The sequence below is a fragment of the Amycolatopsis thermalba genome, assembly GCF_003385215.1.
GTDB classification, from domain to species: domain Bacteria; phylum Actinomycetota; class Actinomycetes; order Mycobacteriales; family Pseudonocardiaceae; genus Amycolatopsis_E; species Amycolatopsis_E thermalba.
In genome coordinates, this window is the sequence record NZ_PQHW01000052.1 from 1 (window position 1) to 24,069 (window position 24,069).

20 protein-coding genes and 1 pseudogene are annotated in these 24,069 nt (G+C 72.8%); 9 read left to right on the forward strand and 12 right to left on the reverse strand.

Going from position 1 to position 24,069, the window contains the following annotated elements; genetic code table 11:
• Window positions 1-31: 31 nt before the first annotated feature.
• Entirely contained in the window at window positions 32-445 is a 414-nt protein-coding gene (locus D0D15_RS20480) for a pyridoxamine 5'-phosphate oxidase family protein (RefSeq protein WP_425266791.1), read from the reverse strand.
• 184 nt (window positions 446-629) lie between these two features.
• Between D0D15_RS20480 and D0D15_RS20485 the strand changes: the two genes are divergently transcribed.
• Window positions 630-1,457 (forward strand): DUF4097 family beta strand repeat-containing protein, encoded by an 828-nt coding sequence (locus tag D0D15_RS20485; protein ID WP_094006004.1) that lies wholly within the window; start codon window positions 630-632, stop codon window positions 1,455-1,457.
• Between the two features lie 19 nt (window positions 1,458-1,476).
• Here D0D15_RS20485 and D0D15_RS20490 read toward each other — a convergent pair whose 3' ends face one another.
• The 5 genes from D0D15_RS20490 to D0D15_RS20510 form a co-directional block, all read right to left on the reverse strand.
• Window positions 1,477-2,103 (reverse strand): response regulator, encoded by a 627-nt coding sequence (locus tag D0D15_RS20490; protein WP_115944667.1) that lies wholly within the window; start codon window positions 2,101-2,103, stop codon window positions 1,477-1,479.
• Window positions 2,100-3,326, reverse strand: a complete 1,227-nt coding sequence (locus D0D15_RS20495) for a sensor histidine kinase (RefSeq protein ID WP_094006006.1) — start codon at window positions 3,324-3,326, stop codon at window positions 2,100-2,102. Before D0D15_RS20495 ends, D0D15_RS20490 begins: the two co-directional genes overlap by 4 nt.
• A gap of 172 nt (window positions 3,327-3,498) precedes the next feature.
• The gene (locus tag D0D15_RS20500; protein ID WP_425266792.1) at window positions 3,499-4,242 is read right to left on the reverse strand and encodes an ABC transporter permease; all 744 of its coding nucleotides are present in this window, start codon (window positions 4,240-4,242) and stop codon (window positions 3,499-3,501) included.
• A complete protein-coding gene (locus tag D0D15_RS20505) occupies window positions 4,239-5,153 on the reverse strand; it encodes an ABC transporter ATP-binding protein (RefSeq protein WP_094006007.1) in 915 nt (304 codons plus the stop codon). The genes D0D15_RS20500 and D0D15_RS20505 overlap by 4 nt, the downstream gene beginning before the upstream one ends.
• Window positions 5,154-5,252: 99 nt before the next feature.
• Window positions 5,253-5,780 (reverse strand): ribonuclease FAU-1 family protein, encoded by a 528-nt coding sequence (locus tag D0D15_RS20510; protein ID WP_115944668.1) that lies wholly within the window; start codon window positions 5,778-5,780, stop codon window positions 5,253-5,255.
• 58 nt (window positions 5,781-5,838) lie between these two features.
• On the opposite strand from D0D15_RS20510, the gene D0D15_RS20515 reads away from it, so the two are divergent.
• The 3 genes from D0D15_RS20515 (at window position 5,839) to uvrB (ending at window position 9,764) form a co-directional block, all read left to right on the forward strand.
• Entirely contained in the window at window positions 5,839-7,092 is a 1,254-nt protein-coding gene (locus tag D0D15_RS20515; RefSeq protein ID WP_094006009.1) for a PucR family transcriptional regulator, read from the forward strand.
• A gap of 214 nt (window positions 7,093-7,306) precedes the next feature.
• Window positions 7,307-7,561, forward strand: a complete 255-nt coding sequence (locus D0D15_RS20520; RefSeq protein ID WP_094006010.1) for a hypothetical protein — start codon at window positions 7,307-7,309, stop codon at window positions 7,559-7,561.
• A gap of 49 nt (window positions 7,562-7,610) precedes the next feature.
• On the forward strand, window positions 7,611-9,764 hold the full coding sequence (gene uvrB / locus D0D15_RS20525; protein ID WP_094006011.1) for an excinuclease ABC subunit UvrB: 2,154 nt from the start codon (window positions 7,611-7,613) through the stop codon (window positions 9,762-9,764).
• 358 nt (window positions 9,765-10,122) lie between these two features.
• On the opposite strand, the gene D0D15_RS20530 is transcribed toward uvrB, so the two are convergent.
• Genes D0D15_RS20530 through D0D15_RS20540 form a run of 3 tightly spaced genes read right to left on the reverse strand, consistent with a single transcriptional unit; the run spans window position 10,123 to window position 14,659 of the window.
• Window positions 10,123-10,881, reverse strand: coding sequence for an enoyl-CoA hydratase/isomerase family protein (locus tag D0D15_RS20530; RefSeq protein ID WP_094006012.1), 759 nt, complete (start codon window positions 10,879-10,881; stop codon window positions 10,123-10,125).
• Between the two features lie 20 nt (window positions 10,882-10,901).
• The gene (locus D0D15_RS20535; RefSeq protein WP_094006013.1) at window positions 10,902-11,828 is read right to left on the reverse strand and encodes an ABC transporter permease; all 927 of its coding nucleotides are present in this window, start codon (window positions 11,826-11,828) and stop codon (window positions 10,902-10,904) included.
• Window positions 11,825-14,659: an alpha/beta fold hydrolase gene (locus tag D0D15_RS20540; RefSeq protein WP_115944669.1), complete on the reverse strand. Its 2,835-nt coding sequence runs from the start codon at window positions 14,657-14,659 to the stop codon at window positions 11,825-11,827. The genes D0D15_RS20535 and D0D15_RS20540 overlap by 4 nt, the downstream gene beginning before the upstream one ends.
• Window positions 14,660-14,917: 258 nt before the next feature.
• Between D0D15_RS20540 and D0D15_RS20545 the strand changes: the two genes are divergently transcribed.
• Both D0D15_RS20545 and D0D15_RS20550 read left to right on the forward strand, forming a co-directional pair.
• Window positions 14,918-15,907 carry a TerC family protein gene (locus D0D15_RS20545; protein ID WP_094006015.1) on the forward strand — a complete coding sequence of 330 codons (990 nt, stop codon included), beginning with the start codon at window positions 14,918-14,920 and terminating at the stop codon, window positions 15,905-15,907.
• 10 nt (window positions 15,908-15,917) lie between these two features.
• Window positions 15,918-17,855 (forward strand): annotated as a pseudogene (locus D0D15_RS20550) (S9 family peptidase).
• Between the two features lie 57 nt (window positions 17,856-17,912).
• On the opposite strand, the gene D0D15_RS20555 reads toward D0D15_RS20550, so the two are convergent.
• Window positions 17,913-18,569, reverse strand: a complete 657-nt coding sequence (locus tag D0D15_RS20555; protein WP_094006017.1) for an RES family NAD+ phosphorylase — start codon at window positions 18,567-18,569, stop codon at window positions 17,913-17,915.
• A gap of 16 nt (window positions 18,570-18,585) precedes the next feature.
• The gene (locus D0D15_RS20560) at window positions 18,586-19,170 is read right to left on the reverse strand and encodes a helix-turn-helix domain-containing protein (RefSeq protein WP_094006033.1); all 585 of its coding nucleotides are present in this window, start codon (window positions 19,168-19,170) and stop codon (window positions 18,586-18,588) included.
• 151 nt (window positions 19,171-19,321) lie between these two features.
• On the opposite strand from D0D15_RS20560, the gene D0D15_RS20565 reads away from it, so the two are divergent.
• The 3 genes from D0D15_RS20565 to D0D15_RS20575 are packed head-to-tail and all read left to right on the forward strand — an operon-like array spanning window position 19,322 to window position 22,909.
• On the forward strand, window positions 19,322-20,875 hold the full coding sequence (locus D0D15_RS20565; RefSeq protein ID WP_115944670.1) for a sugar ABC transporter ATP-binding protein: 1,554 nt from the start codon (window positions 19,322-19,324) through the stop codon (window positions 20,873-20,875).
• On the forward strand, window positions 20,872-21,897 hold the full coding sequence (locus tag D0D15_RS20570; protein WP_115944671.1) for an ABC transporter permease: 1,026 nt from the start codon (window positions 20,872-20,874) through the stop codon (window positions 21,895-21,897). The genes D0D15_RS20565 and D0D15_RS20570 overlap by 4 nt, the downstream gene beginning before the upstream one ends.
• Window positions 21,898-21,913: 16 nt before the next feature.
• Window positions 21,914-22,909 (forward strand): substrate-binding domain-containing protein, encoded by a 996-nt coding sequence (locus tag D0D15_RS20575; RefSeq protein ID WP_094006020.1) that lies wholly within the window; start codon window positions 21,914-21,916, stop codon window positions 22,907-22,909.
• Window positions 22,910-23,021: 112 nt separating this feature from the next.
• Here the strand turns inward: D0D15_RS20575 and D0D15_RS20580 are convergent, their stop codons facing one another.
• A complete protein-coding gene (locus tag D0D15_RS20580; RefSeq protein ID WP_094006021.1) occupies window positions 23,022-24,002 on the reverse strand; it encodes a LacI family DNA-binding transcriptional regulator in 981 nt (326 codons plus the stop codon).
• Window positions 24,003-24,069 lie beyond the last annotated feature (67 nt).

Below are 24,069 nucleotides of genomic sequence, written 5' to 3' on the forward strand. Positions count from 1 at the left end.
CCAACCCACCCACGCAACACCCGGATCCCGCTTATCCGCCCCCCAGATCCGCCGACAGCCAGCGCTCCGGCCGCATCCTCACCACGACGTGTTCCCCGAGCCGCGTTCGCTCGTAGGCCAGGAACTCCTCCACCTGGGCCGCCGGCAGATAGTGCTCCGCCATCTCCCGGGCGCGCTCCGCGCTGTCCGGCTCGATCGCCGTCACCGGGCCGGCCACCGACACGTACCGCACCGTCGGCTCGGTCCGCTGCGCCATCAGGCCGAACCGGCCCGCCGCCTCGATCGCCCGCGCCTTCCGCGAACCGGGCGGCGTGCGCACCCACAGCTCACCGCCCGGCGTGTACCGGTACCAGATCGGCACCGTCAACGGCGCGCGATCGGCCGCCTCGACGACCGACAGCGCGCCGACGTGCGGCTCGGCCAGGAATCGTTCACGTTCTTCCACCGACAACACCATGCGCCCGAGGCTAGGCGGGGGGTACGACAAAAATCCGCGCGCAGCACCTGGCGGCGGTGCCCACCCCGGCCGGCCAGTGGGGCAGCCTGACGCGGCCTGTCAGAGCCGTGACAGCCCGGTGTCAGACCCGGCGGCGAAAGTGATCACAACGAAACCCGACAAGGAGCTCCCGATGACCACCTTCGCCACCCCCGCCCCCATCACCGCCGGCCTGATCACCGCCGGCGCCCGCATCCGGATCACCGCCAGCGAGCGGCCGCACACGGTGGTGCGCGTCGAGCCCGTCGACCGCACCAACAAGGCCCACCTCAAGGTCGCCGAGCGCACCGAGGTCGCCTTCGCCGGCGGCGAGCTGTCCGTCAAGACCCGCAAGCCCGGCGACAAGGACGGGTCGGTCGCCATCACCATCGAGCTGCCGGCCGGCTCCCGCCTGGTCCTGCACACCACCTGGACCGACGTGCGCACCGAGGGCCGGTTCGGCGACTGCGAGCTGAACCTGGGCTCCGGACACGTCCAGCTCGACCACATCGCCGCCCTGCGCGGCAACCTCGCCGCCGGTTCGGTCGCCGTCGGGCACATCGCCGGACCCGCCGACATCGACGGCGGCGCGGCCGCCCTGCGCATCGGCGAGGCCGGGGGCGCCGTCCGCTACCAGGGGTCGACCGGGACGGTCTGGATCGGCCACGCCCGCTCCGGCGTCGACCTCGGCAGCGCCCGGGGCAGCTTCGACATCGACCGCGCCGAGGGCAGCGTCACCGCGAAGGCGGGCGACTGTCCGATCCGGATCGGCCGGCTGACCCGCGGCGTCGCGGAGCTGGTGAACGCCTCCGGGGGCATCGAGGTCGGCATCGGCGAACGCACCGCCGCCTCGGTGGACGCCCGGAGCACCAAGGGCACGGTGCGCAGCTCCCTGCCGCAGCCGGACGACTTCGACGACCACGTCAGCGTGCACGCCCGCACCCGGCTCGACGACATCGTCATCCACCGCGCGGCCGCGTGAGATCCCCGGCGGCGGGGGCTCAGTCGAGGTCGATGAGCCCCCGCCGCAGCGCCCGCGCCACCGCGGCGGCCCGGTCCTTCACCCCGAGCTTCGCGTAGGCGTGCAGCAGGTGCGTCTTCACCGTCGCCTCGCTGATGAACAGCTTCGCGGCCGCGTCCTTGTTCGTGCCGCCGCGGGCCACGAGCGTGAGCACCTCGATCTCGCGCTGGCTCAGCTCCTCCCGCGCCGGCGCCCGCATCTGCCCCATCAGCCGGGTCGCCACGGCGGGGGAGAGCACCGCCTCGCCGCGCGCCGCCGCCCGCACCGCCCGGAACAGCTCCTCCCGCGGCGCGTCCTTGAGCAGGTAGCCCGTCGCACCGGCCTCGATCGCCGGCAGCACGTCGGAATCCGTGTCGTAGGTGGTCAGCACGAGCACCCGCGCCGGGTTGCCGAGCCGCGCCAGCTCGCCGATCGCGTGCACCCCGTCGGTGCCCGGCATCCGCAGGTCCATCAGCACGACGTCCGGCCGCACGCGTTCGGCGAGCGCCACCGCCTCCGCGCCGTCCCCGGCCTCGCCGAGCACCTCGAACCCGTGCTCGGCGGTGAAGATCCCGCGCAGCCCGTCCCGCACCACCGGGTGGTCGTCGGCGAGCACCAGGGTGATCATGCCGCCCCGATCGCGGGCAGGCTGGCGGAGATGGCCGTCCCGCCACCGGGTTCGGACTCCACCGCGAGCGTCCCGGCGAGCCGCTGCACCCGCTGCAGCATCCCGGGCAGCCCGAACCCGTCTCCGCGCCGCGATGGGTCGAAGCCGGCCCCGTCGTCCCGCACGTCGAGCGTCACCTGGTCCTCCATGTAGGACAACGTGAGGCCGACCCGCCGCGCCCCGGCATGCCTGGCCACATTGGACAGTGCCTCCTGGGCGACGCGCAGCAGCGTCGCCTCGATCTCCGGGTGCATCGGCCGCGCGGTGCCGGTCGCGGTGAACTCGACCGCCACCTCGGACCGCTGTGACCACCGCTCCGCCACCGCCTGCAGGGCCTCGGGCAGCCGGGCCTCGTCGAGCGGACCCGGCCGCAGCGCGTTCACCGACCGGCGCGCCTCGGCGAGGTTCTCCCGCGCCAGCGCGGTGGCCGTGGCCACCCGCCGCCGCCACTGGTCCGGATCCTGCTCGGCGGCCTCCAGTTGGGTGATGATGCCGGTGAAGCCCTGCGCGAGCGTGTCGTGGATCTCCAGGCTGAGTCGCTGCCGCTCCTCCAGCGCCCCGGCCTCGCGCGCCTGGGACAGCAGCTGCCGGTGCAGGCCCGCGTTCTCCGCCAGCGCCGCCTCCAGCTCGGTCACCGCCGCGCGCCGCGCCTCGTTCTGCTCGCTGAGCTTGCGGCTGACCACGGTGCCGCCGCAGATCGCCCCGGTCTGCACGACCACGATGGTCAGCCACAGCACCGGCTCGTCGGCCAGCGCCCGCAGCGGCCCGCCGGAGCCAATCGTGTTGATCATCAGCGAGGTCGCGGCCAGCGCCAGCACGCCCAGCGGCACCGGCTTCAGCTTCAGCGCGCTGAAGAAACAGCTGATCATGAACACCAGGAACAGGATCTCGCGGAACATCAGCAGCGAGGCCAGCGTCAGCGTCCCGGCGAACGAGACCGCCAGCACGATCCCGTGCGACCGCCACCGCCGGGGCACCGCGTACCTGGTCAGCAGCAGCCAGGCCAGGGTCGCGCCGGCCAGCGGCAGGACGTCGGCCCGGTGACTGACCAGGGTCGCCAGTCCCAGCAGCACGTAGGCCAGGCGGTTCTCCGCCCAGCGGTCCCACGCCTGCGGCAACGGACCGCCGGGCCCGATGGCGAAGTCGAGCGAGGAGGACCAGAAGCGGCGGTTCACGGGAGGCATTATCCGGCGCTCCGCCCGGCCCGGGGAGACGATGGTGGCTGGTCGGCATACCCCCAAGCAGAATGCCGACCAGCCACCGGGATCAGCCCGTCGCCGTGGACACGAACGCGAGCGAGCTTCGCCTCTCTGACGCGGCCCGCGCCGGATCGGTTGCCCACCGACGCCGACTTCTTCAGTTCCACCGGAACACGCGGGCCGCCACCCCGGCGCAGACCAGCGCGAACACCGCCATCGAGATCAGCTGCAGCGGCTGCGGCCAGCCGCCGGTCCAGGCCGCGCGCAGGGCGTTGAGCGTCGCGCCCAGCGGCAGCACGTCGGCCACGTCCTGCAGCACCGCGGGCAGGTCCTCCTTCGGCACCCACACCCCGCCGAGCGCGAGCATCGGGAAGAACAGGGCCGCGCCGACCCCGCTCGCGGTCCGCCCGGTCGGGGCGAGCGCGGCGATCAGCAGGCCGACGCCGAACAGGGCGAGCACGCCCAGCACCAGCGTCAGCACGAACCCGCCGGCGTTGGCGGGCAGGGCGAACCCGAGTGCCAGGTGCCCGCCGGCCACGATGACCAGCACGACCACCAGCGCGGCCCCGAGGTTGACCAGCAACTGCGCCACGAGCAGCCGGGACGGCGGCACCGGGCTGGCCGCCAGGCGGCGCAGCACCCCCTTCTCGCGGTGCGTCGCCATCACGACCGGGAACAGGGTCAGCCCCAGCATCCCGATCAGGATCGCGACCGACAGCGGCGCGATGAACGCCGACAGCGGGACCTGCCCGCCGAAGTCCTCGCTGGGCTGGTTCATGCCCGGCATCAGCCCGAACACCAGCAGCAACGCGACCGGGATGCCGAGCACCGTCACCGGTGCGGCCGGATCGCGCAGGAACAGCTTCGCCTCCACGGCGATGAGCCTGGACAGCATGGTCATTCTCCCGTCTCCATCGTGCGGCCGGTCAGCGCGACGAACGCGTCGTCCAGCCCGGCCTGCTCCACCCGCAGCTCCAGCGCGACGACCTGCGCCCGCGCCAGCACCGAGGTCACCGCCTGCAGCACGTTGCCGTCCCCGGTGATCACGATCCGGTCCCCGTGCCGGTCCACGCGCCGCACCTCGGGCAGCGCGGTGAACACCTCGTCGGCCACCGGGGTCGACGGGCGGAACCGCACGCGCTGCTCGTCGGTCACCCGCGCGACGAGCCCGGCCGGCGTGTCGACCGCGACCACCCGGCCGCGGTCGATCACCGCGATCCGGTCGCACAGCCGTTCCGCCTCCTCCATGAAGTGGGTGACCAGCAGGATCGTCACCCCGCGCGCCCGCACCCCCTCGATGAGCTCCCAGGTGTCGCGCCGCGCCTGCGGGTCCAGCCCGGTGGTCAGCTCGTCGAGCACCGCCACCTCGGGCTTGCCGATCAGCGCGAGCGCGATCGAGACGCGCTGCTTCTGCCCGCCGGAGAGCTTCCGGTACGCCGAATCGCGCACCTCGGTCAGGCCCAGCTCCGCCATCAGGGCGCCGGGATCGGCCGGGTCCGGGTAGAACGACGCGTACAGCTCGAGCGCCTCACCGACCCGCAGCCGGTCGGGCAGCTCGGTCTCCTGCAACTGCACGCCCAGCCGCTTGCGCAGTTCCGCGGTCTCGTGCCGCGGGTCCAGCCCGAGCACGCGGACCGTGCCGCCGTCCGGCCGCCGCAGCCCTTCCAGGCACTCCACCGTCGTGGTCTTCCCGGCGCCGTTCGGCCCGAGAATCCCGAAGATCTCGCCCTTCTCGACGGTGAAGGACACGTCCTGCACCGCCACCTTCGCGCCGTAGAGCTTGTGGAGGTTTTCCACCTCGATGATCCCCATGGCACCAGCATTCGCCGGAACCGGGCGGAGCGGATCGACCCGGCGGCGGGACCCGGCGTCAGCCGCCCGATGCCCGGGCATCCACCGATCGGTGGATGGTCAGCGGCGGCGCCAGGTCAGGTGGATGTCGTGGGTGGCCAGCCAGCGGCCGACGCGGTAGCCGTGCGCGGCGAGGCCGTTCACCGCGTCGAAGGTGATCTCCAGGGCGCGTTCGGCCTCGCCCGCGGTGAGCAGCCCGGCGCGGGCCGCGGCGAGCAGCTCGTCGGTGTCGAGCACGTCGGCCAGCTCGCCTTCGCGCACCACCAGGTCCAGGTACCAGTCGGTGGTGCGCCAGGTGGCGCCGTCCCGCTCGACCGACACCACGTCGAGGTAGAAGTCCTGGTCGCGTTCGTGGCCGGGGCGGAACCAGTAGTCGGTCAGCCGCAGGCCGAGCCCGGGCAGCACCCAGGACTCGAGGTAGTGGAACTGCGCGCGGCCGGGAGTGGGCCGGGCGAGGTAGAGGCCGAACGGCTCGACGCGGTACTCCTCGACCGCGCGCGCGATGCCCTTGGGATCGGTGTTGGTCCGGTTCGCGACGTCGAAGGTCTCGATCTTCGGGGGATGGATCGTCCCGGCGTGCGCGGTCATGGCTCCATTCTGCTGGTTTACACGGAGTTGGGAACTGTCACGACGGTAGGGTGATCACGTGGCGGACGAGGCAGACACGTTGGAGGCCGTGGCGCGGGTGGCCGCCGCGCTCGCCGAACGGGCGAGCGAGCTCACCGTGAAGCTGGTCGAGATGTACGCCCGCGAGCTGCCGCACCTGGTCAACGACGACGAGAGCGTCGTCAGCCTGATGTCGGCGAGCGTCTACCAGAACCTGGACACCGCGCTGCGGATCTTCCAGCACGGCATCGACCCGCGACGGGTGGAGGCCCCGGCCGCCGCGATGGAGTACGCGCGGCGGCTCGCCCAGCGCGGCACCCCGGTCGTCGACCTGATCCGCGCCTACTACCTGGGCCAGACCGCGCTGCTCGATTATTCCCTGCGCGAGGCCGTCAAGTTCGTGTCCGATCCGGACCTGCTCGGCCGCCTGATGGGGCACGCGCTGACCGGCGCGTTCGCCTTCATCGACCGGGTCACGCAGCAGGCCGTGTCGGCCTACCAGGAGGAACGCGACCGCTGGCTGGTCAACCGCAGTGCGGTGCGCGCCGCCCGGGTGCGGACCCTGCTGGAGGGCGGGGCCACCGACACCAGCGAGACCAGCCTGGGCTACCGGCTGCGCGGCACCCACCTCGCGATGATCGTGTGGCAGGCCCCGGTTCCGGCCGCCGGGCACGTGCTGAGCGGGCTGGAAGCGGTCGCGACCGAGCTCGCCGGCGGGCTGCCCAGCACGGGCGCGCCGCTGTTCGTGCCCAACGACGAGGTCTGCGCGTGGGTGTGGTTCCCGCTGGAGCGCCCGGCGATGCCGGACGAGGAGCGGGTCCGGAAGGTGCTGGACAAGGCCGATCCGGGCATCCGCTTCGTGCTGGGCGATCCGGGGGAGGGGCTGGACGGGTTCCGGCGCAGCCACCGGCAGGCGCAGCGGGTGTACAACCTGGCCTTCGCCGCGGGCGAGCACTGCGACCGGGTCCTGACCTTCCGCGAGGTCGGGGCGATGGCCCTGATGGCGGGCGACCTGCCGGCCGCCCGCGGGTGGGTCGCGGACACGCTGCGGGACCTGGCCACCGACGACGAGCAGCACGCCCGGCTGCGCGAGACGCTGCGGGTGTTCCTGGCCGCGGGCGGCAGCTACACCGCGGCGGCCACGCAGCTGACGATGCACAAGAACTCGGTGCAGTACCGGGTGCGCAAGGCGGAGGAGATGCTGGGCCGCCCGGTGTCGGAGAACCGCCTCGACGTCGAACTCGCGCTGCGGCTGTGCCACCGGCTCGGGGCGGCCGTGCTGACGGCGCCGTAGACCGGTCCCGTGCTCCCGCCCGCTCGGCGAGCTCGGGCTGGAGCGACGGCCCCAGGCGTAGCGGCATGCCTTCCGCTTTGTCTCTTTTGGGTGTTTCCCCGCCGCCTGCGTCACCCCGCGGTCCTGCGCTTTCGTCCTTCAGGACCAGTTCTGGCCCCCAGGATTGGGCCGACGGCACGAAGATTCCACGATTATTCCGGTTTACGCTTCACCCATGGGGAACGTCGTCCACGCCGAGCCGACCGGAGTGATGGCCCTCGTGCGCCTGCGCCGGGGCGTCGCGGGTGAACGCGACCGGGTGTGTCACCTCGTCCCCATCCCCGAGACCGGCCCCATCCCCGAGGTGCTCGTCGCCCGGTGCGGCGCGCCGATCGCCTGCGGGAGCGCCGAGCTGCTGGAGCGGATCTGCGGCATGCCGTGCGAGGCCTGCCTTGCCCGTGCCGCCCGCGACCGGCGTCTGGCCTGCTAGAACACCACCTCGCGGGAAACTGTCGGTGGGTCGGCCTACTCTGGTTTCCGTGGCTTTCGCAACCGAACACCCCGTGCTCGCCCAGTCCGAGTTCCGGCCCGTCTCCGAGATCCCGCGCGCGGGCGGCCGGTTCGAGGTCGTCAGCGAGTACCAGCCCGCCGGTGACCAGCCGGCGGCCATCGACGAGCTCGCCAAGCGGCTCGAGCGGGGCGAGAAGGACGTCGTGCTGCTGGGCGCCACCGGCACCGGCAAGTCGGCGACCACGGCCTGGCTGATCGAGCGGGTGCAGCGGCCCACGCTGGTCATGGCGCCCAACAAGACACTGGCCGCGCAGCTGGCCAACGAGCTGCGCGAGCTGTTCCCGCACAACGCGGTCGAATACTTCGTCAGCTACTACGATTATTACCAGCCGGAAGCCTACGTCCCGCAGACCGACACCTACATCGAGAAGGACTCGTCGATCAACGACGACGTGGAGCGGCTCCGGCACTCGGCGACGATGAACCTGCTGTCGCGGCGCGACGTCATCGTGGTCGCGTCCGTGTCCTGCATCTACGGCCTGGGCACGCCGCAGTCCTACCTCGACCGGTCCTCCAAGCTGGAGGTCGGCATGGAGGTCGAGCGCGACACGTTCCTGCGCGCCCTGGTCGACGTCCAGTACACCCGCAACGACCTCGCGTTCTCCCGCGGCACGTTCCGGGTGCGCGGCGACACGGTCGAGATCATCCCGGCGTACGAGGAGCTGGCCGTGCGGGTCGAGTTCTTCGGCGACGAGGTCGACAAGCTGTACTACCTGCACCCGCTGACCGGTGAGATCGTGCGCGAGGTCGACGAGGTGCGCATCTTCCCGGCCACCCACTACGTGGCCGGGCCGGAGCGCATGGAGAAGGCGATCCGCGGCATCGAGGCGGAGCTGGCCGAGCAGCTGGAGCGGCTGGAGAAGCAGGGCAAGCTGCTGGAGGCGCAGCGGCTGCGGATGCGCACCAGCTACGACATCGAGATGATGCGGCAGGTCGGGTTCTGCTCCGGCATCGAGAACTACTCGCGGCACATCGACGACCGCCCGGCCGGTTCCGCGCCGGCGACCCTGATCGACTATTTTCCGGAGGATTTCCTCCTGGTCATCGACGAGTCGCACGTGACGGTGCCGCAGATCGGCGGCATGTACGAGGGGGACGCGTCGCGGAAGCGGACCCTGGTCGAGCACGGGTTCCGGCTGCCCAGCGCGCTGGACAACCGGCCGCTGACGTGGGAGGAGTTCACCGACCGCATCGGCCAGACGGTGTACCTGTCGGCGACGCCGGGCCCGTACGAGCTGGGTCAGACCGGTGGTGAGTTCGTCGAGCAGGTCATCCGCCCGACCGGCCTGATCGACCCGCAGGTGGTGGTGAAGCCGACCGAGGGCCAGATCGACGACCTGGTGCACGAGATCCGGCTGCGCGCCGAGCGGGACGAGCGGGTCCTGGTGACCACGCTGACCAAGAAGATGGCCGAGGACCTCACCGACTACCTGCTGGAGCTGGGCATCCGGGTGCGGTACCTGCACTCCGAAGTGGACACCCTGCGCCGGGTGGAGCTGCTGCGGCAGCTGCGGTCGGGTGATTTCGACGTGCTGGTCGGCATCAACCTGCTGCGCGAGGGCCTGGACCTGCCGGAGGTGTCGCTGGTGGCGATCCTCGACGCGGACAAGGAGGGCTTCCTGCGCAGCGGCACGTCGCTGATCCAGACGATCGGCCGCGCGGCGCGGAACGTCTCCGGTGAGGTCCACATGTACGCGGACAAGATCACCGACTCGATGCGCTACGCGATCGACGAGACCAACCGCCGCCGCGAGAAGCAGATGGCCTACAACAAGGAGCGGGGCATCGACCCGCAGCCGCTGCGCAAGAAGATCGCGGACATCCTGGACCGGGTCTACAGCGAGGCGGAGGACTCCGAGCAGGCGGTGCAGGTGGGCGGCTCCGGCCGCAACGCCTCGCGCGGCAAGAAGCCCGAGCAGGGCGGCCGCAGCTCCGGGGTCCTGGTGGACCGCGACGTGGCGGGCATGCCACGCGCCGAGCTGGCCGACCTGATCCAGCAGATGACCGACCAGATGATGCAAGCCGCGCGCGACCTGCAGTTCGAGCTGGCGGCCCGCCTCCGCGACGAGATCGCGGAGCTGAAGAAGGAACTACGAGGAATGGACGCGGCCGGCCTGAAGTAGGGCGCTCGCCCGAAGGGCCGGTTGGGCGGCTGGTGTCCGGGCAGGCGGGCAGCTGGCCCGTCGGGCCGCTGGCTGGCGGAACCGCGGACTACTAGGCCGCTGGGCGGACGGGCGGCCGGGCCGCCCAGCGGCTGGACGGCCCGGCCGCCTGGCTTGGGCTGCCTTGGCCGCGGGCAGCCGGGCTGCCCGCGGCCGCCGGGTTGGGCGGGACCACCGCTGCCCGGCCGGGGGAAGCCCGCTGTCGCGGCTCCGCGCGGCCGGGGGCGCCGTACCCGGCAGCCTGCGGAACGCAGGACAGCCTCGAACCATCACCCTGGAGCCGCGCCGGCCCGGCTGCCCGCCGCCGCAGGGGGAAGCCCTACCCGCCCAGGGTGGTGCGCACGTACTCCTCGATCGCGGCCAGTGACGAGGGCGCCGACCACACCCGCTCGACGTGCGCGTCGTCTCCGGCGCGCTGCTCGCCGATCCGCTCGTCGAACGGCCGGTGGATCTGCGCCTTCGTGTGCCGGAACGCCTCCGCCGGCACCGCCGCCAGCCGCGTCGCCACCTCGATCGCCCTCGGCAGCACCTCCTCCGGCGCGGCCAGCTCGTCCACCAGGCCCCGGCCCAGCGCCTCCGACCCGGCGTAGGTCCCACTCAGGAACGTCAGCCCCGGCAACCGCTCCGTCCCGTACGCGCACCGCAGGATCTCCAGCGCCACCAACGGGAACGGCACCCCGACGAGCAGCTCGGTGACCCCGACCCGGCCCCGCTGCGCGTTCAGGACCCGCCGGTCGCACGCCGCCGCCAGCACCGCCCCGCCCGCGATCGCGTGCCCGGTCACCGCCGCGACGACCGGCCCGGGCCACCCGAACAGCGCCAGGAACGCGTCCGACAGCGCGGGCAGGAACTCCCGGACGTAGGGCGCCCCGCCGGCCGAGACCCGCTTGAGGTCCACCCCGGCGGAGAACATCCCGTCCCGCCCGGTCAGCACCACGGCCTTCGCCCCGCCGAGCTCGGCCTCCTCCAGCCGCGCCACCAGCTCCCGGCACAGCTCGGTGTCCAGCGCGTTCGCCTTGCCGTGGGCCAGTTTCAGCACGGCCACGTCGCCGGCCTTGTCCACCTCGATCGTCGTCATCGCCCCACCGTAGTGGGAAATCAGCTCGTGATGTCCTTCGTGGCGAACCGGCGCGCGGCCAGCAGCGCGAACACGGTCGCGTAGATCACCGCGGACAGCACCCCGGCGGCCATGTTCGTCCAGTCGATGTCGGTGGCGATGAGGTCCATCCACCCGTAGGAGTAGTGCGTCGGCAGGTAGTTGCGCAGCGTGCCCAGCGCGGTGATCTGGTCGAGGATCTGCGACAGGATCGCCGCCAGCACCGCCCCGCCGACCGCGCCCAGCGGCGCGTCGGTGAGCACGGACAGCAGCAGCGCCAGCCCCGCCACCCACGCCAGCTGGATCACCACGTACACCGCGGACAGCCCGATCGCGATCAGGCTCTGCCCGAACGGGATCGCGTCCCCGGTCGGGCTCACCGCGTCCCCGGCGCCGTAGAAGATCAGCCCGGCCACCAGCGCCACCAGCGGCAGCAGCACCAGCGCCACCACCGACAGCAGCCCGGACGCGATCGCCTTCTGCCGCAGCAGCCGGTGCCGCGGCACCGGGATCGCCAGCAGGTACTTCAGGCTCGACCAGGACGCCTCGCTGGCGATCGTGTCGCCGAAGAACAACGCCACGATCGTGGGCAGCAGGAACGTCCCGGACACGAACAGCGCCAGCACCACGAAGTTCGGCGCGCTCGCCGTCGCCAGGTCGACGAACCCGCCGGAGCGCCGGTTCGGGCTGGACTCGCCGATCTCGAACGCCAGCACCAGGATGAACGGCAGCAGCACGACGAACCCGAGCACCAGCTGGGTGCGCCGCCGCCGCAGCTGGCGCCGCAGTTCGACGCCCAGCCGCAGCGTGCGCCCCGGCCGGTAGCCCTCGACCGCGCCGTCCGCGCCCACCCCGGAGTGGGTGTGCTCGGCGGCGTCGGTCAGCTCGTCCAGGGCCGCGGGATCGGTGTGGACCCCGTTCTCGCTCATGACGTTTCCTCTCCCACGAGCTGGAGGAACGCGTCCTCCAGCCGTCGTCGCGGCCCGGCCTGCTCGACCGCGACCCCGGCCCGGACCAGCGCCGCGACCGCGTCGCCACCCTGCATGCCGTCCAGGTCGGCGTGCACCAGGCTGCCTTCGACGTCCACACCGGACACCCCGGGCACCCCGCGCAGGGCGTCGGCCGCCGCCTCGGGCCGGTCGACCCGGAAGGTGGCCTCGCCGCCGGCGGCCACGATGTCGCCGACCTCGCCCGCGGCCACCAGCCGGCCGCGGTGCATCACCACGACGTGCGTGCAGGTCTGCTCGACCTCGGCCAGCAGGTGGCTGGAGACCACCACGGTCCGGCCGGTCGCGGCGTAGCGCTGCAGCACCTCGCGCATCTGGTGGATCTGCGGCGGGTCGAGCCCGTTGGTCGGTTCGTCGAGCACGAGCAGCTCCGGCAGCCCGAGCATGGCCTGCGCGATCGCCAGCCGCTGCCGCATGCCCTGGCTGTAGGTGCGGACCTTGCGGTGCACGGCGCTGCCGAGCCCGGCGATCTCCAGCGCCTGCTCCAGGTGCGCCTGCTCGATCGGGCGCCCGGTGGTGTCCCAGTACAGGCGCAGGTTCGCCGTGCCGGACAGGTGCGGCAGGAACCCGGAGCCCTCGACGAACGACCCGATCCGGGACAGCACCGGCGCCCCCGGTGTGACGCGGTGGCCGAACACCCTGATCTCCCCGGCGGTGGGGGTGATCAGGCCCATCAGCATGCGCAGGGTCGTGGTCTTGCCGGCGCCGTTCGGCCCGAGCAGGCCGAGCACCTGGCCCGGTTCGACGCGGAAGGACAGGTCGTCGACCGCGGTCAGCCCGCCCGGGTAGGCCTTGGTCAGCCCGTCGATCACCAGCGGCACCTGCGCCAGCTCCGGATCGGCCTGGTGCGACCGCCGCCGGCGCACCGCGGCCAGCGCCGCGACCGCCGCGGCGATCGCGAGCGTGACGGCGATGCCGATCAGCGTGCCGACCGGCCACCCGCCGCCGACCGCGTTGCCCGGCACGACCGGCACCGACACCGCCGGGTCGGCCAGCGCCACCCGGTACGCCGCCGGGGCCACCGGGGTCGCGTACGCCTGGTCGGTGGTCGTGACCACCAGCTGCAGCGCGTGCCCGGCCTCGACCGGCCGCACGATCCCGGGCAGCGTCACGGTCACCTCGGCGGTGCCCGACGCCGGGATCGCCACCCGGATCGGCGCGATCGCGTTCGCCGGCAGCGTGCGGGTGCCGTCCGGGTTGAGGTCGTAGAGCTTGACGAACAGCACCGCCTCGCCGGTGCCCGACACCCGCAGCCGGACCGTCGACGAGCCGGTGATCAGCAGCTGCGAATCGACGGGCGCGGAGGTGAAGCGCGCGGACTGGCCGGGCGGGTCGATGCTGAACAGCCCGGACAGCCGCGACGAGCCGCTGACCAGGCCGTTCAGGCCGGGGATCCCGCTGACCGCGGCGGGCGTGCCGCCGGGCGGGTTGACGATCGTCTGCTCGTCGCCGGTGAGCGGCAGCGTGCGCCGCGGCGCCTGCGCCGGGTACTCGCCGGCGTCGACCGTGCGCACCGACGGCGAGCCGGACGCGCGCAGCGAGCCCTGCACGTCGTAGGAGAACCCGCTGAACGGGTTGCCGCCCTCGCCGGTGAGCTGGAACCACAGCCAGTCGCCGATCTTGGCGCGCAGCTGCGGGCCGGGACGGCCGCCGTCGTGCCCGCCGGTGTACCAGACCTGCTGCACCTGCCCGCCCGCCGCGGTGATCTGCCGGGCGGTGGCGTCGGACTGGTCGAGCCCGAACAGCGTGTCGGCCTCGCCCTGGACCAGCAGGGCCGGGGCGGTGATGTTCCCGGTGACGGCCGCGGGGGACAGGCGCTGCAGCAGGGCCGCGACCCGCGGGCTCACCGTCCCGGTCGTGGCCAGGTCGGCGTAGGCGCGGCAGATCTCGGCGGTGAAGCGGCCGCACGTCGTCGCGCCGAGCTGCCCCGGCGCCTGCTGGGGGAGCTGCGCCGCGGCCGCCGCCCCGCCCCCGCCGGTGGTCCCGGCGGTCTGGGAGTCGTCGGTCTCCTGGCCGGGCTCGGGCGCCTCGGCCCCCAGGCCGCCGGTGCCCGAGGACGACGTGCCCGCCGAGAACAGCAGCCCGGCCCACGACTTCTTGAACACCCCACCGGGTGAAAACGCGCCCGCTGCGGGCGTTCCGGCGGCGGGCGGGGCCGCCGCGGCCACGTTGGGCGTCAGCCCCTGGGCCAGGTCGTTGTAGGTGATCATCGGCGTGATCGCGTCGACCCGCTTGTCCCGCCCGGCCAGCTGCAGCGCGAGCGCCCCGCCGTAGGAGGCGCCCAGGACGCCGACCCGCGGGTCGCCGGGACCGTCGAGGCGGACCTCCGGGCGGGTGGCGAGCCAGTCGACCAGCCGGGCGGCGTCGGCGACCTCGAAGTCCGGGTCGTTCAGCCCGATCTCGCCGGTGCTGCGGCCGAAGCCGCGCGCCGAGTAGGTGAGCACCACGAACCCGCGCCGCGCCAGCTCCTGGGCGTCCCCGGCGACGCTGTTCTTGTCGCCGCCGAACCCGTGCGGCAGCAGGACCGCCGGGGCGGGCGTGCGTTCCGGCAGGTAGAGCGTGGTGTCCAGGCTGACCGTCGCGGCGGCGCCGGGCGCGGCGGGCACGTCGAGGACGGCCTCCTGCGCCGGCACCGCCGGGGGCTCGCTCGACGAGCGGGTCCAGACGAGCACAGCGGCGGCCACCAGCAGGACGACCACCGCGAGGGTGACGGTCCGGGACCGGCGCGTGTGCGGGAGCGGGATTCGGGGCACACCGAAACCGTATGGGAGCTTTCCTGAGAACGTCCCGGCGCGGGTCGTGATCAAGGGAGCCGGGTGATGAGGGTTACCTAAGGTGGTGTTCGTCCCGTTGATCAGGAAAGATGGATACGACGTGGAGGGGAGTATTCCTTCGCGGCGGTGTCGTCAGCACGGTGGTCCTTCGGGGCACCCGGCACCGCCGGCCGGATCCACCGGCGGAAGAGACCTCCGGCTAGCTGCTGCTGCGCGCTAACCGGAGGTAATGCGTAGATGAATGTCCCCGTGTGGCTGTGGATCGCCACGGTCGCAGGCCTGCTCGTGCTGATCGCGATCGACCTGGTGATCGTCGACCGGAAGCCACATGAAGTCACCACCAAGGAAGCGGCCAAGTGGGTCGTCTTCTACGTCAGCTGCGCCGTGCTGTTCGGCATCGGCGTCTGGGTCCTCGCCGGCCACGACTACGGCGTCGAGTTCTTCACCGGGTACATCACCGAGTACTCGCTCTCGGTGGACAACCTGTTCATCTTCATGGTCATCATGGCCTCGTTCAAGGTGCCGGCGATCCACCAGCACCGCGTGCTGCTGATCGGCATCCTGCTCGCGCTCGCCATGCGCAGCGTGTTCATCGCCGTCGGCGCCGCGCTCATCGCCCAGTTCGTGTGGGTGTTCTTCCTGTTCGGCGCGGTCCTGGTGTGGACAGCCATCAGCATGGTGCGCGGCAACGACCACGACGAGGAGTACCACGAGAACGCGGTGGTGCGGTGGGTGCGCAAGGTCTACCCGGTCACCGAGGACTTCCACGGGCACAAGATGAGCATCAAGCGCGACGGCAAGCGCTGGCTCACCCCGATGTTCGTGGTGATCGTGGCCATCGGCAGCGCCGACCTGCTGTTCGCGGTCGACTCGATCCCGGCGATCTTCGGCATCACCCAGGAGGCCTTCCTGGTGTTCACCGCCAACGCGTTCGCGCTGATGGGCCTGCGGCAGCTGTACTTCCTGCTCGGCGGCCTGGTGAACAAGCTGGTCTACCTGTCCTACGGGCTGGCGGTCATCCTCGGCTTCATCGGCGCCAAGCTGATCCTGCACGCGCTGCACGAGTACCACGCGGTGCCGGACTGGCTGGACATCAACAACTGGGTTTCGCTGGGTGTGATCGTGGCCGTCCTGACCGTCACCACGCTGCTCAGCCTGGCCAAGGCCAAGAAGGACGAGAAGAAGTCCGCGTCGCAGGCTCTTAGCGAGGCTAACGAAATCCGGTAGGTTCGGGGGCATGCGTCCCTCGGATCTCGAACTCCTCGCCGTGCCCGGCACTCCCGCGCTGCACGGCACCCTGCTGCTGACCGCGGTCACCACCCCCGACCTCGGCGGCAACACCTATCGCGGTTCGCGGTGATCCGCCGCCCCGGGCGGCGGGGCGGCCCGGCAGTGGACCCACGGCGAGCGGGACACCGATCCCGCGATCTCCCCGGACGGCCGCTGGGTGGCCTTCCTGCGCGCGAACGGCGGCAAGCCGCAGCTGCACGTGATGCCCGCCGACGGCGGTGACGCCCGGCGCCTCACCGAGCTGCCGCTCGGCGCCGGCGTCCCGGTGTGGGCGCCGGACTCCCGCCGCATCGCCTTCACCGCGCGCCTGCCCGAAGCGGGCCGCTACGGCGCGCCGGACGAGGACGGTGAGGTCCTCGAACCGGACGCGGAGGCGCCGCGCCGGATCACCCGGTACGACTACCGGCTCGACGACGTCGGCTTCCTGCGGGACCGGCCGCGGCGGCTGTTCGTCATCGACACCACCGACACCACCGATCCGGGGGAGCCGGAGCCGCTGACCGACGACCGGGCCGACGTGTCCGACCCCGCGTGGCTGCCGGACGGCTCGGCCCTGCTGGTCGTCGCGCCCCGCGAGTGGGGCGGCACCGACACCGAGGAGAGCGACCTCTATCTGGTGCCGGCCGGCGGCGGCGAGCCGGTGCTGGCGGGGCCGACCGCGGGCAGCGCCGCCAAGCCCGCGGTGTTCCCCGACGGCACCGTGTGCTTCTACGGCCCGGAATTCACCTGGCCGCACGTCGTGGCGCGCAACGTCGGCCTGTGGTCGGCGGAGCTGCCCGCCGACGGTGAGCCGGCCAAGCCGCGGCGCCTGACCGACGCGGAATCGGTGTGCTGCACGACCGACGTGCCGCCGGCGCCGTTCCGCGACCAAATCCTGGTGACCGTGCTCAAGCGCGGCGCCGTCGAGCTGCGGGCGGTGCCCCGCGACGCCGACCGGGCGCCGCTGGACGGTCTGGACCGGCTGCTGGGTGAGCGGAGCGCGGTGCGGTCGTTCGCGGTGCACGAGGAGCGGATCGCGGCGGTCGTGGCGCGGCCGGACAGCTCCGGTGAGGTCGTGCTGCTGGACGGGCGGTCCGAGCGGGTGCTCACGGACTTCTCGAAGCCGGTGCGGGAGTCGGGGCTCCGCCCGGTCGAGGAGCTGACCACCACCGCGCCCGACGGGTACCCGGTGCACGGCTGGCTGGTGCGGCCCGAGGGCGAGGGCCCGCACCCGGTGCTGCTCGTGGTGCACGGCGGCCCGTTCGCGGCCTACGACTGGGGCCTGTTCGACGAGGCGCAGGTGTACGCGTCGGCCGGGTACGCCGTGGTGATGGGCAACCCGCGCGGGTCGGCCGGCTACGGCGAGAGCCACGGGCAGGCGATCGTGCACGGCCTGGGCACGGTGGACGTCGACGACGTGCTGGCGCTGCTGGACGCGGCCCTGGCGCGGGACGACCTGGACTCCTCGCGGGTCGGCGTGATGGGCGGCTCGTACGGCGGGTTCATGACGACGTGGCTGGCGGCCCACCACGGCTCGCGGTTCCGCGCCGCGTGGAGCGAGCGGGCCGTCAACGCGTGGGACTCGTTCACCGGCAGCTCGGACATCGGCTGGTTCTTCACGGAGGCGTACGTCGGCGCGGACCCGGTGGTGCAGCGCGAGCGCAGCCCGCTCACCTACGCCGCGCAGATCCGTATCCCGTTCGCGGTGGTGCACTCCGAGCACGACTGGCGCTGCCCGGTCGAACAGGCGCAGCGGCTGTTCGTGGAGCTCAAGCGGACCGGCACGGAGGTGGAGATGCTGCTCTTCCCGGGCGAGGGCCACGAGCTGAGCCGCTCGGGCAAGCCGCGCCACCGGGTGCAACGCTTCGACGCGATCCTGGAGTGGTGGTCGCGCCACCTGGCGTGACTCCTTCCGCCGCCCCGTCGCGCATTCCCGGCGATGTGCGACGGGGTGCGGGCCGGGTCAGTTCAGCAGCACGTAGTTCAGCTCCTCGCAGACCCGGCCCAGCGGCACGTCCAGCCCGGGGTGGTCCAGCGGCAGCAGCACGTCCGGCGCCAGCGGCAGCGCCTCGCCCGCCGGGGGGTCCCACAGGCACAGCGCGGGGTGCCCGCCGTCCATCGACGAGCGGTACCACAGCCCGTCCAGCTCGGGGAACGCCGCGCGGATCGCGCGCGCCCAGGCCTGCGTGATCTTCTTCGGCCCGCTCGAGATCTCCTGCGACGCCCCGACCCGCGTCGGCCACAGGCCGGTCAGGTCGAGCAGCCTCAGCGGCCGCGTCGGGCGCACCACGACCAGCCGCGGCACGCGCGTCTTGCGGTCGACCAGCGACGTCGTCTGGAACACCTCGGCCACGCTGGTCCGCACGGTCAGCCCGAAGTACAGCACCCCCTGCCCCGGATCGGTGACCGCGCCCCCGTCCCGGCCGGGCGGCTGCGGGTCGAACCGGCCGTGCGGCAGCGGCCCGGTGTAGCGGAACGTGTTCCACCGCTGCGGGTGGTTGCCGCCGGCGCTGAAGATCCGGACCAGCCGCTGCGCCGGCGGCACGCGCACGATGTCGGTTTCCGGGCGCAGGGCAGCGAGGAGTTCGGCCCGCGACGGCGGGAGTGGCAGACGTGCCATGAGAGGTGATGCGACCTCAGAACGGGGTGCCGAGGGTGGCGGCGAGCGCGGCGACCGGCGCCGGGTCGCCCCCGGCCAGCAGCCACTGCCGGGGGGTGACGGGGCGTCCGCCGATCTCCAGGTCGGCCTGCGCGGTGTTCATGAACGCGGCCACGACCAGCGCGGGCTGGTCGTCCGGCACGGCGGCCAGCACGACCTCGAGCCCGGGCAGGGCGCCCCGTTCGCTGAACTGCCACGCCGGCAACCGCCAGCCGCCCTGGTCCTTCCAGCCGGTCAGGCGGCGCTCGCCCAGCTTGTGCCGGATCCGGCTCGGATCGACGCCCAGCAGCCGCGCGGCCTCGGCGACCGTGAGGGCGGATTCGGCCAGCACCGCGTGCGCGGCGACCGACGGCGCGCGGCTGTCCGGCTCGTCGTCACGCCGGGGCGACAGATCGAGCCCGGCCTCGGCGAGCGCGGCCCGCTGCCCTGCCGAGAAGAAGGACGACGGGTCCGGGTTCGGCGGGGCGAGGCGGCGCGCGGCGTCCTCGACCAGCGTGAGGAAGTCCGCGGCGTCGATGCGGAGGCCCGCCTTGGCGAGGACGTTCTCCAGCGCGACCGTCATGGGCATCAGCATAGCCGTCGGCGTGCGGGTTCGTGCGCCCTGGGGGAAACTGTCCGCAGAGGACACATTCCGGTCCACTCTTGACATGTGCCGCAGGTCACTCTAGGTTCGGCCAAGTAATCGATTTCTCGCAGCGTGGCGAGGGGGCCAGATGGACGCGGACCCGCGGTCGCCCCTGGTCGAGCTGGCCGGGGTGAGCAAGTCCTACGGCGGGGTCCACGCGGTGTGTGACGTCGATTTCACTGTCCGTGCCGGGGAAGTGCACGCGTTGCTCGGGGAAAACGGCGCGGGCAAGTCGACTCTGATGAAGGTTCTCTCCGGTGAGGTCGGCGGCTATCGCGGGGAAATCCGCATCGACGGCGTGCCCGTGAAGTTCGCCCGGCCCGCCGACGCGCAGCGCGCCGGGGTGGCGATGATCCACCAGGAACTCGACCTCGTCCCGGCCCTGCCGGTCGCCGAGAACGTGTTCCTGGGCCGCGAGCCGCGCACCCGCCTGGGCACGATCGACCGCCGCCGGATGGTGCGCGAAACCGCGCGGCTGCTGGACCGGATCGGCATCGCCCTCGACCCGCGCCGCCCGGTGGAGCAGCTGCGCACCGGGGAGCAGCAGCTCGTCACGATCGCCAAGGCGTTGTCGCTGGACGCGCGGATCATCGTGATGGACGAGCCGACGTCCGCGTTGTCCGCACCGGAAATCGACCGGTTGTTCGCCGTCATCGCCGAACTGCGCCGCGGCGGCGCCGGCGTCGTCTACATCTCGCACCGGATGGACGAGATCGGCCGCGTGGCCGACCGGGCGACCGTGCTGCGCAACGGCGAAGTCGTCGCGGAGTTCGACGCGCGGGCGATGACCGCGCAGCAGGCGTCCGAGGCGATGGTCGGCAGGCCGGTCGAATCGATGTTCCGCACCGGTGACGGCGCGGCGGCGGGGGAGGAGCTGCTGCGCGTCGAAGACCTGGTCGTGACGTCGCGCCGGCCCGGGCGGCGCGATCCGGCCGGGATCAGCCTGACCGTCGGGCGCGGCGGCCGCGTCGCCGTGGCCGGGCTGCTCGGCGCCGGCCGCACGGAGCTGCTCGAGACCATCTACGGCGTCGGGGGACGCTGGTCCGGGCGGATCCTGTTGCGCGGCGAGGAGATCCGCCCGCGCGGCCCGCGCGCCGCCCTGCGGCTGGGGATCGCGTTCGTGCCGGAGGACCGGCGCATCGCCGGGCTGGCGCTGGAGCACTCCGTGCTCGCCAACACCGTGCTGTCCATTGTGGACCGGATCGCGCGGGCGGGTGTGGTGCCCCGGCGGCGGGAACGCGGCGCGGCGAAGGAGATGGTCGACCGCCTCGGCGTCAAACTCTCCTCGCTGCGCGATCCGGTGGGGTCGCTGTCCGGCGGCAACCAGCAGAAGGTCGTGCTGGGGCGCGGCCTGCTCACCGATCCGGCGCTGCTGCTGGACGAGCCGACGCGCGGGGTGGACGTCGGGGCGAAGGCCGAGATCTACCGGCTGCTCGGCGAGGCGGCGAGCAGGGGCGTGGGGGTCCTGCTCGCGTCGTCGGAACCGGCCGAGCTGATCGGCGTCTGCCACCGCGTGGTCGTGCTGCGGGACGGGCGTGCCGTGCGGGAACTGGACACGGCGAGCGCGGGAGAAGCGGAGCTGCTGGCGTTCTCGATGGGCGAGGGGGCCGTCGAGGACCTGGTGGCGGAAGGGACGTCATGACCAAGGTGGAGGCGCTGCCGGACCTGGCCCACCCCGGCGGCGGCCTGCTGGCGACGCTGTTCCGGTTCCAGAGCCTGTTCGGCCTGGTGCTGGTGTTCATCGCGGCGGTGGTGTACTCGCCGAGCAAGAACGGCGAGCTGGTGTTCCTGGACTCGGGCAACCTGTTCAACGTCGTGCGTTCGATGTCGGAGATCGGGATCCTCGCCGTCGGGATGACGCTGGTGATCCTCATCGGCGGCATCGACCTGTCCGTCGGGTCGGTGCTCGGCCTGGCCAGCGTCGGCTCGGCGGTGCTGCTCACCGAGAACGACCTCGGCCTGGTGCCCGCGGTGCTCACGGTGCTCGCGATCGGGCTCGGGTTCGGCCTGCTGCAGGGGTTCGCGATCACCTCGTTCGGCATCCAGGCGTTCATCGTGACCCTGGCCGGCATGCAGATCGCGCGCGGGCTGGCGCGGATCTGGTCCGGCGGGCAGGGCGTGTCGATCACCTACGGCGACGGGCCGGGCCAGGCGCCCGAGACGTTCTCGCTGCTGGGGGAGCGCACGTTCAACGGGCTGGTGCCGATCCCCGCGCTGATCTTCCTGGTGGTCGCCGCGCTGGCGGTGGTGCTGCTGCGGGTCAGCGCGTTCTCCCGGCACGTCTACGCCATCGGCGGGAACGAGAAGGCCGCGCGCCTGTCCGGGGTGCCGGTCAAGCGGGTCAAGATCATCGTGTTCGGCCTGTGCGGGCTGCTGGCCGCGCTGGCCGGGATCGTGCACGCCGGGCAGCTCAACTTCGGCGGCCCCAACGACGGCGCGATGTACGAACTGGACGCGATCGCCGCCGTGGTCATCGGCGGCACCAGCCTGATGGGCGGGCGCGGTTCGGTGGTCGGCACGGTGGGCGGGGCGCTGCTGGTGGGCGTGCTGCGCAACATCCTGGGCCTGAACAACGTGGACTCCAACGTCCAGCTGCTCGTGATCGGCCTGGTCATCGTGCTCGCCGCGGGGCTGCAACGGCTGCGCCCGGCATCGGTTTCCTGACGAGAGGGGAAGAATCATGCGGAAGTCCCGTGGCCTGGCGGCGGTGGGCGCGTGCCTGCTGCTCGCGGCGTGCGGCACCACGAACGAGAACTCCGGCAGCGGCACCGGTGCGCAGGGCGCGCCGGAGCGGTGCGGCGCCGACGGGCAGTACACGATCGGGATGAGCCAGGCGAACGTCGCCGAACCGTACCGGCAGCGGATGGACGACGACATCCGCGCGGCGGCCGCGTCGGTGCCGCAGTTCACCGTCAACTTCGCCGACGCCGCGCAGGACAACTCCAAGCAGGTCGAGCAGGTCGACAACTTCCTCACCCAGCAGATCGACCTGCTCATCATCAGCCCCAACGAGGCGACGCCGCTCACCGCGCCGGTGAAACGCGCCTACGACAAGGGGATTCCGGTGCTGGTGCTGGACCGCAAGGTCGACGGGGACGCCTACACGTCGTTCATCGGCGCGGACAACGTCGACATCGGACGGCAGGCCGGCGAGTACTTCAAGAACGTGCTGCTGCCCGGGGGCGGCAAGATCGGCGAGCTGCGCGGGCTGGCCGGGTCGACCCCGGCGCGGGAGCGGCACGACGGGTTCGTGCAGGGCATCCAGGGTTCGCGGATCGAGATCGTGGCCGCGCAGGACGGCGACTGGCTGCGGGACAAGGGTCAGCAGCAGGCCGACGCGATCCTCAAGGCCAATCCCGACATCCAGGCGATCTACTCGCACAACGACCCGATGGGCGAGGGCGCGCGGATCGCCGCGGCGAACGCCGGGCGGCCCGACCTGCCGATCACCGGGATCGACGGCCTGCCGATCGAATCGGGCGGTCTGAAGGCGGTCGAGGCGGGCCGTCTGTCGGCGACGTTCCTCTACCCGACGGGCGGCAAGGAGGCGATCGCGGCGGCGAAGACCATCCTGGTGGACTGCGGTCAGGTGCCGAAGACGCAGACCCTGCCGACGAAGCTGGTGACGAAGGAGAACGCGGCCGTCACGTACGCGGAGTTGAACGGCGGTTCCTGAAGCGCGGGTCGCCGCCCGGCTCGGGGTGGGGCGGCGGCTACGGCTCGCGGCGCCGGGATGGCTGATCCGGCGCCGCGTTGCCCTGCCAAGACTCCCCCGGAAAGAACCGCCCTCACCCGCGGTGGCTGCTGCCCCGCTCGATGAGCCGCGCCTCCAGCGTCGTCGCGGTCGGGGGGAGCGAGCCGTCGGCGATGCGGGCCAGCAGCAGCCTCGCCGCCTCCGCCCCGATCTCGTACGCCGGCTGCGCCACCACCGTCAGCGGCGGGTCGATGAGCGTCGCCCACGGGACGTCGTCGAAGGCCACCACCCCTACGTCCCGCCCCAGCCGCAGGCCCTCCGCCCGCAGCGTCTCCAGCACGCCGATCGCCATCGCGCTGTTGGCGACCAGCAACGCGTCCGGCGGCTCCGCGGCGGCCAGCAGTTCCCGCGTCGCCGCCTCGCCGCCGGCCGCCCGGTACTCCGCCCGCCGCTCGCGCCGCCTGCGCCGCCCCAGCGCGTCCCGGTACCCGGCCAGCCGGTCGTCCGCCGTGCGCACCCCCTTCGGCCCGGTCACGCACCCGATCCGCCGGTAACCCGCCGCCAGCAGGTGCTCGGTCGCCGCCCGCGCCGCCGCCCGGCTGTCGACCAGCACCTGGTCGCCGGTTCCCGCCCGCAGCGGCCGGTCCACCGCGACCACCGGCGTGCCGCGCCCCAGCAGCATCTCCACCCCGGCCCACTCGTCGGTCGGCGAGATGACCACCCCGGCCACCCGCTCCTGCAGCGCCACGTCGATGTAGCGGCGCTCCTTCTCGGCGCTCTCGTCGGAGTTGCACAGCACCACGGAGTAACCGGCCGTCTGCGCCACGTCCTCGACGCCCCGCGCGATCGCGGTGAAGAACGGGTTCTCCACATCGGAGATGATGAGCGCGAGGACCGCGGTCTCCTGGCGGCGCAGGTTCCGGGCGAGCCCGTTGGGCTGGTAGCCCAGCTCCTCGGCGGCCGCGCGCACCCGGACGACCAGCGCCGGATCCACTGTGGACACGCCGTTCAGCGCCCGCGACACGGTGGCCGTGGACACCCCGGCGCGCCGCGCCACATCGCTGATGGTCGCCACCGCGACCTCCCGTCTCCCGTGCCGCTCACGCGGTGGACCCGTGGTGGTATTGACACCGTCCGGGCTC